At 70.5% G+C, this 12,023-nt stretch carries 12 protein-coding genes; 9 read left to right on the top strand and 3 right to left on the bottom strand.

Annotation, left to right across the window (positions count from 1 at the left end):
• Window positions 1-3: 3 nt before the first annotated feature.
• A complete protein-coding gene (locus FCG67_RS05665) occupies window positions 4-1,863 on the top strand; it encodes a putative nucleotidyltransferase substrate binding domain-containing protein (protein WP_169310447.1) in 1,860 nt (619 codons plus the stop codon).
• A 9-nt stretch (window positions 1,864-1,872) separates the two neighbouring features.
• Here FCG67_RS05665 and FCG67_RS05660 read toward each other — a convergent pair whose 3' ends face one another.
• Window positions 1,873-2,712: an alpha/beta hydrolase gene (locus tag FCG67_RS05660; protein WP_136907889.1), complete on the bottom strand. Its 840-nt coding sequence runs from the start codon at window positions 2,710-2,712 to the stop codon at window positions 1,873-1,875.
• 235 nt (window positions 2,713-2,947) lie between these two features.
• On the opposite strand from FCG67_RS05660, the gene FCG67_RS05655 reads away from it, so the two are divergent.
• Together FCG67_RS05655 and FCG67_RS05650 are read left to right on the top strand one after the other, a co-directional pair.
• Window positions 2,948-3,886: a DUF5996 family protein gene (locus FCG67_RS05655; RefSeq protein WP_136907887.1), complete on the top strand. Its 939-nt coding sequence runs from the start codon at window positions 2,948-2,950 to the stop codon at window positions 3,884-3,886.
• 25 nt (window positions 3,887-3,911) lie between these two features.
• Window positions 3,912-4,772, top strand: a complete 861-nt coding sequence (locus FCG67_RS05650; protein ID WP_136907885.1) for a DUF6929 family protein — start codon at window positions 3,912-3,914, stop codon at window positions 4,770-4,772.
• Window positions 4,773-4,798: 26 nt separating this feature from the next.
• On the opposite strand, the gene FCG67_RS05645 is transcribed toward FCG67_RS05650, so the two are convergent.
• Entirely contained in the window at window positions 4,799-6,136 is a 1,338-nt protein-coding gene (locus FCG67_RS05645; protein WP_136907883.1) for a YhgE/Pip domain-containing protein, read from the bottom strand.
• A 76-nt stretch (window positions 6,137-6,212) separates the two neighbouring features.
• On the bottom strand, window positions 6,213-6,932 hold the full coding sequence (locus tag FCG67_RS05640) for an SIMPL domain-containing protein (RefSeq protein ID WP_246044866.1): 720 nt from the start codon (window positions 6,930-6,932) through the stop codon (window positions 6,213-6,215).
• A 126-nt stretch (window positions 6,933-7,058) separates the two neighbouring features.
• On the opposite strand from FCG67_RS05640, the gene FCG67_RS05635 reads away from it, so the two are divergent.
• The 6 genes from FCG67_RS05635 (at window position 7,059) to FCG67_RS05610 (ending at window position 11,984) form a co-directional block, all read left to right on the top strand.
• Window positions 7,059-7,847 carry an alpha/beta fold hydrolase gene (locus tag FCG67_RS05635; RefSeq protein WP_246044865.1) on the top strand — a complete coding sequence of 263 codons (789 nt, stop codon included), beginning with the start codon at window positions 7,059-7,061 and terminating at the stop codon, window positions 7,845-7,847.
• Window positions 7,823-8,215 (top strand): Zn-ribbon domain-containing OB-fold protein, encoded by a 393-nt coding sequence (locus tag FCG67_RS05630; protein WP_246044864.1) that lies wholly within the window; start codon window positions 7,823-7,825, stop codon window positions 8,213-8,215. Before FCG67_RS05635 ends, FCG67_RS05630 begins: the two co-directional genes overlap by 25 nt.
• Before the next feature lie 106 nt (window positions 8,216-8,321).
• Window positions 8,322-9,287: a pirin family protein gene (locus FCG67_RS05625; RefSeq protein ID WP_136907877.1), complete on the top strand. Its 966-nt coding sequence runs from the start codon at window positions 8,322-8,324 to the stop codon at window positions 9,285-9,287.
• A 2-nt stretch (window positions 9,288-9,289) separates the two neighbouring features.
• Window positions 9,290-10,036 (top strand): pirin family protein, encoded by a 747-nt coding sequence (locus tag FCG67_RS05620; protein WP_136907875.1) that lies wholly within the window; start codon window positions 9,290-9,292, stop codon window positions 10,034-10,036.
• 192 nt (window positions 10,037-10,228) lie between these two features.
• Window positions 10,229-11,002 (top strand): pirin family protein, encoded by a 774-nt coding sequence (locus tag FCG67_RS05615; RefSeq protein WP_136907873.1) that lies wholly within the window; start codon window positions 10,229-10,231, stop codon window positions 11,000-11,002.
• A gap of 76 nt (window positions 11,003-11,078) precedes the next feature.
• A complete protein-coding gene (locus FCG67_RS05610) occupies window positions 11,079-11,984 on the top strand; it encodes a PaaI family thioesterase (RefSeq protein WP_136907871.1) in 906 nt (301 codons plus the stop codon).
• The last annotated feature ends 39 nt before the right edge of the window (window positions 11,985-12,023 follow it).

Genomic DNA, 12,023 nt, shown 5'->3' with positions numbered 1-12,023 from the left:
GACGTGGACCTCGAGCTCGACACCGCGACCTTCCTCTCGAAGCACCCACCGTTCCAATACCTGACGCCGGGTGAGCTCACCGAGTTGGCAGGCGCGGCGGTCACGGATGAATACCTAACGGGTGCAGTGATTCTCGACTCCACGCAGCGGCCCGCTGATGTGATCTGGGTGGTGCGTAGCGGACAGGTCACGCTCCTGCACCCGCACGACGACGGGATAGACGGTGTCCCCATGGACACCGTCTATCCAGGTGGCGTGTTCGGCTACTCGGCGCTGCTGACCGGCTCCGACCTCGGCTTCACCGCCAGGGCGAGCCAACCCACCACGGTGTCCCGCCTGCCAGGGGAACTCGTGCGGCCATTGTTCGCCAGGCCAGCCGGCCTGGCCTTTCTCGCGGAGGCTGCGGCGAAGGCCACCGGCGCGACTCCCGTACCGGTCGAACAGATCCCGTCCCGACGCGCCGTGGGCGATCTGGTGCGAGGCGAACCGGCCCTCACCAGGCCGGGGACCTCCGTGCGCGACGCCGTCCGGCAGATGAGCGAACGCCGCAGCTCCTACATCCTGATCCCGTTGCCGGGTGGCGACCTCGGGATCTTCACGGACCGGGACCTGAGGACCAGGGTGGTGGCCGCCGGGGTGGACCTGAGCACCCCGGTGTCGGAGGTGATGAGTACGCCTGCCCAGACCGTCACGGAGGACAGGTTGGCCGCCACCGTGTTGATGGACATGCTCGAGAGCGGCCTACGGCACATGCCGGTACTCACGATCCGTGGCGCGGTGTTGGGTGTCCTCGAGGAGGCGGACCTGCTCGCCGCGGCCACCCGCAAGAGTTTTGTCCTGCGCCGATCGATCGCGCTGTCACCGAGCCCCGCTGCGCTACAGGAAGTCTGCTCTGGAATCCCCGATCTGGTGGTGGACCTGTTCCGCGGCGGCACCGAGGCATCGGCGACCAGCGGGATCCTCTCGGTGGTCATCGACAGCGTCGTTCGACGCGCTGTGGAGTTCGCGTTGGCGGACGACGAGGACCTGCCGCGGACGGGATTCGCCTGGCTCTCGCTCGGCAGCATCGCGCGCCGCGAGGCGATGCCGTCATCCGATATCGAGAGCGCCCTGTCCTGGGTGCCCGAGTTGTCTCCCGAGTCGGGACGTCTCATGAGGATGGCGGCGACCGTGCATGTCACCCTCGACGACTGTGGGCTGCCCGCCGACGCGAATGGTGCGGTCGCGAGCACACCGAGGTTCGCGCGGTCGGTCTCCGGCTGGCGCCGCACCGCAGCACGTTGGTTGGACGATCCGCTGCAGGACCGTGGGCTCGTCATGTCGTCGCTGCTTCTGGACGGGCGCGTGGTGTGGGGCGAGCGGTCTCTGCACACCGTCCCGGCGGCCTACCGGAACATGCGGACCGACCATCCCGATGCCCTGCGATTGCAGCTGCGTGATGCGTTGGCCGGGCGCGCACGCACCCGCTCGCTGCGGGACGTGCTCTCGCGACGCGGGGGCACCTTCGACCTCAAGACGCACGCACTGACACCGATCGTCAACCTCGCCCGGTGGGGTGGCATGACGGTGGGGGCCACCGCCGCCTCGACGCCGGGTAGGTTGCGGGCCGCGGCGGGGAACGGCCTACTCACAGAACGGGATACGACAATCCTCACCGAGGTGTTCACACTGCTCCAGCGGCTGCGGTTGACCCACCAGGTGGATCAGATCACCGCGGGTCTCGCCCCTGGCGACATCGTCACCATGCCGGAGCTGTCGCCCCTGAACCGGAGCCTGCTGGGCGACGGCGTACGCGAGATCGCGGCCGTGCAGCGCAGGGTGGGGTACCTGGCATCCGACTCCGGAGTGCCTCTGCGCCGGTGACCACGGCTCTCATCCCTTGAGGCGCGACTCCAGCCACTCGACCACGTCGTCGAGCACCTGCTCCCGCTCCGGCTCGTTGAACACCTCGTGGAACAGGCCGTCGTACTCGGTGTACGTCAGATCCGGGGAGCCCACGATGTCGGCGATCATCCGGCTGCCGTTCACGTTCGCCAGCCCGTCCTCGCTGCCGTGTAGCAGCAGCAACGGAACCTGCAGTGTCGGCAGCCTGTTGGGCAGCGACTCTGCGTTGACGATCATCCCGCGGGCGATACCGGCGGGAACCCTGCCGTGGTGCACCAGCGGGTCGGAGTTGTAGGCGGCCACCACAGCCGGATCGCGGGAGACCAGATTTGCGTCCAGCGACTCGACGGGCACCCGGGGCGCGTACCGGCCGAGAACCTTGCCTACCTCGACCACCACTCGAGGCACCCCGGTGGTCACGTCCACCGCAGGGGCGGACAGGATCAGGCCGGCCAGGTCGCCGGGGTGATCGAGCGCGTAGGTCAGCGACATCGCGCCACCCATGCTGTGGCCGAGCAGGTACCGGTCGAGTCCGGGATGCTCGGCGGCGGCGATCCCGAACAGCCGCCGCAGGTCGTCGGTGAAGTCCGACCAGTCCTTGAGCTCGACGCGCTTGCCGCCCGAGCGACCGTGGCCGCGATGGTCGGGTGCGTACACCACGAGGCCAAGGCCCACGAGGCGTTCGACGACATGGTCGTAGCGGCGGGCGTGCTCACCGAAGCCGTGCGCGAGGATCAGGACCGCGCGCGGTTCGCCGTCCGGCGTCCAGACGTCGTAGTCGATCCGGGTGCCGTATTTGCCGGTGAACGAGGACTCGGTGTGGGCCACGGATCCGAGTCTAGTGTCTCGTGCCCGAAGTCCATCGATGGTTGCCGGGGATCCACGTGGATGCATCGCCAGGCGGAGGAGTCCCAGGTAGCGGGGTTCTACCTGGGACTCCGACAACGCAGCGAGGCGCCGCGTGGGCCACGGCAGCCGCGAGAAGACTTCGGGCGCGGGGCACTCGGTGGCAGACTCGGATGGGCATCGACGATTCCGGGGAGCATTCACCGAGGGAGCCACGATGACCGAGACGACGGCGACCGACGCGTGGCCCGCGCTGCGCCTCGACGACTGGACCGACACCCGCGACACCCTGCACATGTGGACGCAGATCGTCGGGAAGATCCGGCTACAGCACGCGCCGCTGCTCAACCACTGGTGGCAGGTGACGCTGTACGTCACCGCCAGGGGGCTGACCACCTCGGCCATCCCGTGCGGCTCCCGGCTCCTCGAGATCGAGTTCGACTTCTGCGACCACGAGCTGCGCATGCGCACCAGTGACGGCGGCGCGCGCCGGATCGCGCTCGAGCCGAAGTCGGTGGCCGTGTTCTACGCCCAGACCGTGGCGGCGCTCGGGGAACTGGGCGTCGAGGTGCGGATCCAGGCCGCCCCCAACGAGGTCGTGACGGCGATCCCCTTCGCGGAGGACGAGGTCCACGCCTCGTACGACGCCGCGGCCGCGAACCTGTTCTGGCGACAGCTGGTCCAGGCCGACCGGGTGCTGACCCGGTTCCGCTCGAATTTCGTCGGCAAGTGCTCGCCCGTGCACTTCTTCTGGGGCGCGATGGATCTGGCCTGCACCCGGTTCTCCGGGCGCGGCGCGCCCGTCCACCCCGGTGGTGCCCCGAACTGCGCGGACTGGGTGATGGTCGAGGGCTATTCCCGCGAGCTGAGCAGCTGCGGGTTCTGGCCCGGCGGCGGCGAGGAGGGCGGCTTCTACTCCTACGCCTACCCGGCGCCGGACGGTTTCGCCGACCATCCGGTCGGCCCCGCTCAGGCGCACTACAGCGCCGAGCTTGGCGAGTTCGTGCTGCCGTACGAGGCCGTGCGCACCGCCGCCGACCCGGACGCCGCGCTGATGGAGTTCCTGCAGAGCACCTACGAGGCCGCCGCGTCGATGGGCAACTGGGACCGGTCCGCGCTCGAGTCCGACCCGGCCCGCTGGGATCGGAACGCCTGAACCGCGCTCCCCTACTGTGTTGACGGTGCGATCGGAACTCAGCGCCCGCCTCGTCGCGGCACATCCCCTGCCCGGTGTGCGCGCGGGCTCGGCGCTGGTGCGTGTCGGCGACCGCCTGCTGGCGGTTCAGGACGACGCTTTCTGTGCCGCCTGGATCGACCTGCCCGGACTCGGCGTCACCCGGCTGCCGCTCAGCGGTGACGGCGTGGCGCTCGCCAAGAAGGACAAGCCCGATTTCGAGTCGGCGCTGCGCGCCCCGGACGGCAGCATCCGACTGCTGGGCTCCGGATCACTGGAGAACCGCTGCACGCTCGCGCGCATCGACCCCGACGACGGCTCCGTCACCCTGCACGAGTTCCCGGCGATATATGACAGCGTCCGACTCGCGCTCGGTCTCGCCGATCGGCCCAACATCGAGGGGGCCGCGGTAGACGGATCACGGCTGCGGCTGTTCCATCGTGGCGCCGGCTCCGCGGCGAGTGCGTGCGTGGATCTGCCGCTGGGTGTCCTCGACGGCGACCGTCCGCAGGTGCTCGGGTTCACCTGGTTCGAGCTCGGCACGCTGGACGGGGTCGGCCTCGGCGTCACCGACGCAGCCGTCCTCTCCCACGACCGCACGATGTTCCTCGCCGCCGCCGAGCTAACGGACGATGCCATCGCCGACGGTCCGGTCGCGGGTGCGGCGGTCGGCCTGATCGACGGCGTGGGGGACCCGCTCTCGGTGCGCTGGACCCGGCTGCTCGAATCCGACGGCCGGCCCAGCGTGCGCAAGGTGGAGGGCCTGGCCGTGGACGACGATCTGGGCGGCGGCTGGCTGATCACCGACCCGGACGATCCGACCCGGTCCGCCGAACTGTGCCGAGTGGAGCTCGACGGGATCGCCTGATAGTCGAGGCGATCCCGCCTTCGGTGTCAGGGGGTCGCGGGCGAACCCGACGGGCGCCGCCGCAGCGACCACACCAGTGCGCCCGCGAGCGCCGCGGTGGTCGCCGCGAACACGATCGCGAGGTTCCTGGCGGTGAACAGCTCGACCCCGCCGTCGGATCCGCTTGTCTGGACCACCGCGACCGGCGCGCTGAGCACGGTCGAGATCCGATCCTGCTGCGCGGCATTGCGGGCGGGAATCGCGTTGACCCCCTTCGTCAGCTGCTCCCCGATCTGCGTCGAAACGGACTTGAGCTGGCTGACGCCGGTGAGGATCTGGTCCTTGGTGGTGCCCAGCAGCGCGGGCGCCTGCTCCGCGATGGGGCCGATCCCGGCCTGGAGCTGGTTGCCGGCATCGGTGAGCTGCGCGGACACGTCCTGCAGCTGGCCGAGCCCGCTGCGCAGCGCGCCGCCCAGGTCGGTGTCGGGCCCGGCGTCGGCGCTCAGCAGCCCGGTGATCGCCGTCAGCTGACCGGACACCAGCGCGAGATCGGTCTTGGTCTGCTCCAGCGTCCGCACCATTTCGGGCTGGAGCCCGGTGGCACGCAGGGTCGCGGCCGCGGCGTCGAGACCGCCCTGCAGCTGCTCGGTGGAGCGGGTGACGTCGCCGAGGGTGACGCCGAGCTCGGTCAATCGCCCGGACACCTCGGTCGCGGGGCCCGCCGCGCCGTCCACCATCGCCGAGACCTGCCCGGCGACGTCGACGAGCTGGTTGGCGCCGTCGTTCGCCGTGGCAAGGAGCGGCAACACCTGGTCGGCCTGACCGAGCAGCTGCTGGACCTGCTTGTCCGCGGCGGTGGTCGCCGCCGTCAGCAGCTGGGACGGCAAGAGCGTCTGCTGCAACTGCGCCCGCGCCGAAGCGATCCCGGCCAGGACGTCCTTGATGCCCTGCGCGCCGGTCTGATCCGAGACGGTCGCCATCAACGCCGACATCGACTCCGTGTCCGCTGGCGAGCCGTCACCGTTGTAGTGCACCGCGAGTTCCGCCTGCCGGGGCGCATTGGTGGAGAGCGAGTTCACCGAGTCGGAGAAATCCGCCGGGATCGTGACGGAAGCCAGATACGTGTCGGCCGACCCCTCATCGACCGATACCGTCGCCCATTCGAAGTCACCCGATTCCTGCAGTGCCGCGACGACCTGGTCACCCGCATTCATCGGTTTGCCGTCGACCACCGCGCCCGCGTCCTCGTTGACGATCGCGACGGTTCGCGTCGACTCCCCCTCCGGTGAGACCAGGAAATAGACCCCGACGGCGGCGGCGAGGAGCGCCGTCACCGCGGCGATCACCCACGGCCCACGTCTCGAACTCGCATGTGCGGCAACCATAGGCCGGACCGTACGGGAAATCTCTGGCACAGGGGTGGCGCGAGTGTGAGAAGACTGTGAGGAAAAGGGCGCGCGCTCAGTCGATGTCGTAGACGACCGCGACCGACACCGTCAGCTCCTGGCTGCCCGGCTCGATCGGCGTCGAGGGGGCTCGGTCGAGAGCGGCACCGGGGTACGGGGTCGGCCCGGTGACGGGCACCTCGGTGATCGACCGGACCTCGCCGAGGCCGACCCCGGCGGCCTCCGCGATCTGCCTCGCCTGGGCCTGCGCCTGCCGCACCGCGTCGGCCCTGGCCTGCGCGCGCAGGTCGCTGTCGTCGGCGATGGAGAAGGAGGTCTGCTGGACCCGGACGGCATCGCCCGCCGCGGCCGCGGCGGCATCGATCAGCCCGCCCGCCGCGCTGACATCGTGCACGGTCGCCGTCACCTGGTTCGTCACCTGATAGCCGGTGATCGCCGAGGAGTTCGGCTCATATGTCGGCTGCACGGACAGCCCGCTGGTCTGGATGTCCTCCGCCTGCACCCCCTTCTCCTTCAGGGTGTCGATGAGGGCGTTCGCCCTGTTCGCGTTGTCCTGGAGGGCGCCTGCCGCGTCCGGTGCCTGCGTCTGCACACCGAGCACCACGCTCAGGGTGTCCGGCGTCCCGCTGACCGTCCCGGTGGCCTGAGTGCTGATCCCCGGGGGAGCACCGGTCCCCGCGTGCGCGTCAGACCCATCTGTGCAGCCGGCGGCGAGCAGTCCGACGGCGGATACCGCCAGTCCCACGGCGGCGGTGCGTGTTCGTTTGGCGGCCACGCACCCACTATGGCCGATCACCGCGGGGAACCGTCGGGTTTCACGTCGCCGCGCCGTGCCCCGCGAGAAACAGGTACGTGCCCCCGTGTTTCCACCGTGGTCCCGCGGGCCGCCCGAGAGAACAGTGTGATCCACACCACTGCCGAGCACGTCGAGGTTCCGATGACGCACCACCAGCCCCCGCCCCCGCGCATCCTCCATCCCGATCCGCGCCCCGCGCTGACCTCGCTGGACTCCGAGCTCGACGGGCGTTCCCTCGCCTACGGCGTCGCGGGCGAGGGCCCGCCGCTGGTCTTCCTGCACGGATGGGGCTCGAGCCATCGCACGTACCGGCGGTCACTGGAACGGCTCGCCCGCAACGGCGCGCGCGTGTTCGCGCCCTCGCTCCCGGGGTTCGGCGGGACGGCCGAGCTCCCACGCGGTGAGCGGCACCCCGCCGGTCACGCCCGGTGGCTGGGCCGATTCATCGACTCCGTCGGCGTGACCGAACCGGTCACCCTCGTCGGGCACTCCTTCGGCGGCGGCGTCGCCATCCAGACCGCCCACGACCTCCCCGACCACGTGGCCCGCCTCGTTCTCGTCAACTCGATCGGCGGCGGCGTCGGCCTCCGCGCCGCGGAGAACGGGGACCCGATCCGGGCGGGACTGCCGCACGAATGGCGCGCCACGACCGGCGGCGGCGACCAGACGCGCCAACTCGACCGCCTGGCGGAACGCGGCCTCCCGGTGACGCTGCTCTGGGCTCGCGGCGATCAGGTGATCCCGCGGGCAGGCCTCGAGTCGCTGCGCACGGCGCTTCGTCGTCCGCCGGTGTTCACGGTCGCCGGCTCCCACGAATGGCCGGTCGGCGACCCGCACGGCTTCGGGCACGCCATGAGGACCGTGCTGGCATGGCCGCCGAGGGTCGCGGCATGACCGCGCAGGGCACGGCGCCGGTCAACCCGTCCTCGCTGATGATCAATCGCTGCGTGCGCTGCGCAGCACTGCTCTCGCCGATGACGGCATCCTGCCCGTCCTGCCAGGGCGCCGAACTCCGCCCGGTGGCGTCCTCCGGCGCCGGGTCGATCGTGTCGTGGAAGGTGGCCGATCATCGGCCGGACGAGGCGCGCGCGGACTCCGCGCCCTCGGCCGTCGGGATCGTCGAGCTCGACGACGGCCCGCGGATCTACACGTGGATCGACGGCGAGGTCCCGGCTGGGACCGACCGGGACGTCCGCGTCGAGTTCCGGCCCACCGCCGAGGACGGCCGGTTCCCGGTGTTCGCCGTCCGGCAGGCTTCCTGACCGGCTGGCGGCGGCGGACGGCCGCGCCGGGAATACCTCCACCCCGCGGGTGTTGAGTCAGATGCACTAGTTGAACAATCAACTAACCGAGTCGGAGGAGCGCCCCATGCCTGCCGTGACCGTCGACAACATCCTCGCCCTGCCGCGCATCACCGAGACCGCGCCCGAATCCGCGGCGCGGCCGGTGCTGGCCGTGACCACCGCCCCCGTTGGCTACGAGGGCGAGGGCTTCCCGGTGCGCCGCGCGTTCGCGGGCGTCGACATGAAGCACCTCGACCCGTTCATCCACATGGACCAGATGGGCGAGGTGAACTACGCGCCGGGTGAGCCCAAGGGCACCCCATGGCATCCGCACCGCGGCTTCGAGACCGTCACGTACATGATCGACGGGATCATGGAGCACCAGGACTCCAACGGTGGCGGCGGCACGATCGGGGGCGGCGACACCCAGTGGATGACCGCGGGCGGCGGCATCCTGCACATCGAGACCCCACCCGAACACCTCGTGATCAGCGGGGGCCTGTTCCACGGCGTGCAGCTGTGGGTGAACCTGCCCCGCGACAACAAGATGGCCGCGCCGCGCTACCAGGACATCACCGGTAACAAGGTCGCGCTGCTGTCCTCGCCGGACGGCGGCGCACTGGTCCGCGTCATCGCGGGCGAGGTCGACGGCCACCAGGGCCCCGGCTCCACCTACACCCCGATCAGCCTGGTGCACGCGACCATCGCACCGGGGGCCCGGCTGACCCTGCCGTGGAACCCCGAGTTCAACGCGCTCGCGTACGTCCTCGCGGGCGAGGGCACGGTCGGCGCCGAGCGCAGGCCGGTCCGGATGGGCCAGACCACGGTGTTCGGACGCGGCGACACGCTGACCGTCTCGGCCGCGGACACCCAGGACTCCCGGACCGAGTCCCTCGAGGTCTTCATCCTCGGCGGCAGGCCGATCCGCGAGCCCGTCGCGATGGCCGGGCCGTTCGTGATGAACACCAAGGCGGAGGTCATCCAGGCATTCGAGGACTTCCAGGCCGGACGGCTGGGCTCGATCCCCGCCGCCCACGAGACGCTGGCGTAGCGATGCCGTCGATCGCGGTCCAACGCGCGGGCGACCGTGCGCACCAGCGCTACGGCTGGCTCGAGTCCTGGCAGAGCTTCCCCTTCGCGGGCAACTTCGACCTGGCCGCGAACGCGCACGGGCTGCTGGTGGTCAACAACGAGGACATCGTCGACGCCGGGTCCGGCTTCGACATGCACCAGCACCGGGACGCCGAGATCATCACCTGGGTGCTCAGCGGATCCCTGGTCCACCAGGACTCCGAGGGGCACTCGGGGGTGGTCCACCCCGGACTCGCGCAGCGGATGAGCGCGGGCCGCGGCATCATGCACTCCGAGCGCAACGACCGCTGGCGGGCGGACGGGACCCGGGGCACCGGGCCGGTGCACGTGGTGCAGATGTGGATCCCGCCGGACGAGTTCGGCATCGAGCCCAGCTACCAGGAACTACCCATCGACGCGGAACTCGACAGCGGCCGGCTTGTCACGGTGGCGTCGGGGCTGCCCCGGCACCGCGATCACGCCGCGATCGGCCTGAACAACCGGCACGCGGGGCTGCACGCCGCCAGATTGCAAACTGGACAGTCGGTAACAATGCCGGACGCGCCGTACGTCCACGTGTTCGTCGCGCGCGGATCCGGCGAGGTCGAGGGGTTCGGACGACTCGACCAGGGGGATTCATTGCGGCTCACCGGGATCGGCGGCCAGCAGTACACAGCAGCCGAACCCACGGAGCTGCTGATCTGGGAGATGCATGCCGCGATCAGGTGAGTCCGCAACCAAGCGCGGATCCGTTTGGACAGCAACCCTTTTCAAGGAGATCGAGGATGATCGACAACCCGGGTCGCGCACACCGAACCGGGTCCGACATGCAACGGTCCCGCATCGGAGCCGACAACTGTGCACCGAGTCCTTGACGCCCTCGTACTCTGGAAACCCGAAGCACCACAAAGGAGGACGCCCATGACGGCACCCACCACACCGCACGTCGACATCCACCGCGCGGGCGATCGGATGAAGACCCGGATCTCCTGGCTCGACTCGAAGCACTCCTTCTCGTTCGGGCAGCACTACGACCCGGACAACACCCACCACGGCGTACTGATGGTCAACAACGACGACATCGTGATGCCGGGCCAGGGCTTCGACACCCATCCGCACCGGGACATGGAGATCGTCACCTGGGTGCTGCGGGGATCGCTGGTGCATCAGGACTCGATCGGGCATTCCGGCGTCATCTACCCGGGCCTGGCCCAGCGGATGAGCGCAGGCACCGGCATCCTGCACTCGGAGAAGAACGACTCCTGGCGCCTGGCCGGATCCCAGCACGACGAGCATGCCGAGCCGGTTCGATTCATCCAGATGTGGGTGCTCCCCGACGAGCCGGGCATCAGCCCCGGCTACGAGCAGCTCGAGATCGACGACGAGCTGATGCGCGGCGGGCTGGTGCCGGTGGCCTCCGGCATGCCCGCACACCGGAACCAGTCGGCCATCACGATCGCGAACAGCGGCGCTGCGCTGCATGTGGCGCGCCTGCAGCCGGGCGGCTCCGTACAGCTCCCCGAGGCCCCCTACCTGCATCTTTTCGTCGCCGAGGGCGAGGTGTCACTGGAGGGCGCGGGGATCCTGTCCGAAGGTGACGCGGTCCGGCTCACCGCGTCGGGCGGTCAGCGATTGTCCGCCGACGCGCCGGCCGAGGTGCTGGTCTGGGAGATGCACGGCCGCCTCGGCGGCTGATCGGCCCGCCGGTCGGCTCAGCCGCTGACCGGGACCGCGCGGCCGACCGGCGCGGCCCCGGTGATAGAGAAGACGCATGACCACCACGGAGAACCAGCGGATCGACCGGCTCAACGAGCTGATGGGCGTGCAGGCCGTCGAGCTCGCCCCCGGCCTGATCCGGTTCCGGCAGGAGGTCGGCCCGCGGTTCCACGACCATCGCGGCCGGACCGTCCTCGGGTCGATCGGGGTGCTGGCCGACAACGTGCCAGGCCGCGCGATCGGGAACGCGGTCCCCGAGGGAACCCAGGTGGTGTTGTCGCAGGTGGTGGCCGCTCTCGCCGGTCCACTGCCCGCGAGCGGCACCATCGAGGCGAGGGGCAAGGCGGTCCGGATCGACAGCGCGGCGGGCACCGGACTGGCCACCGGCGACATGCGCGGACCCGACGGCGAGGTGCTCATGGCGTTGCAGACCCGCGGAATGGTGGTCACCCGAGAGGCCGCCAACGCCGAGGCCGTGCTCCGGGGCGACGCCCTGCCCGTCGAGGCCGCCGAACCGGTCGCGGACGCCGCCGAGCTCGCCGACCACCCCGGTCTGGAGATCGTGGAGAGTATCGGACGCGACGCGCTGGCACGAGGTCCGCTCGCCGGACTGCTCGGCATGGGGCTGACCGAGGTGGCCCGGGGGCGCGTGATCGGCGAGTTCGCGCCGCGGAACTGGATGAGCAACCCGCTCGGATCCATTCAGGGCGGGGTGCTGATCTCCGCGGCCGACCTGATCACGGGTCTGGCCGCACAGACGCTCACCGCCCCCGGTCAGGGCTACGAGCCGCTCGACCTGAGGATCGATTTCGTCCGATCCCCCGCGTCCGACGGCCCCCCGATCCGCGCCGAGGCCGAGGTACTCCGGGCCGGGCGGCGGCTGGCGTTGATCGAGTCGCGACTCGTCGATCCCTCCGGACGCCTGCTCGCGCGGGCGGCAGCCAGCGTCCAGCTGCGCTGACCGGGGTCGCGGCAATACGGTCTATCGGACCTCCGACGC

It is taken from the genome of Rhodococcus oryzae, from assembly GCF_005049235.1.
Taxonomy (GTDB): Bacteria; Actinomycetota; Actinomycetes; order Mycobacteriales; family Mycobacteriaceae; genus Rhodococcus_G; species Rhodococcus_G oryzae.
This window is presented reverse-complemented; position numbering and strand designations above follow the sequence as displayed.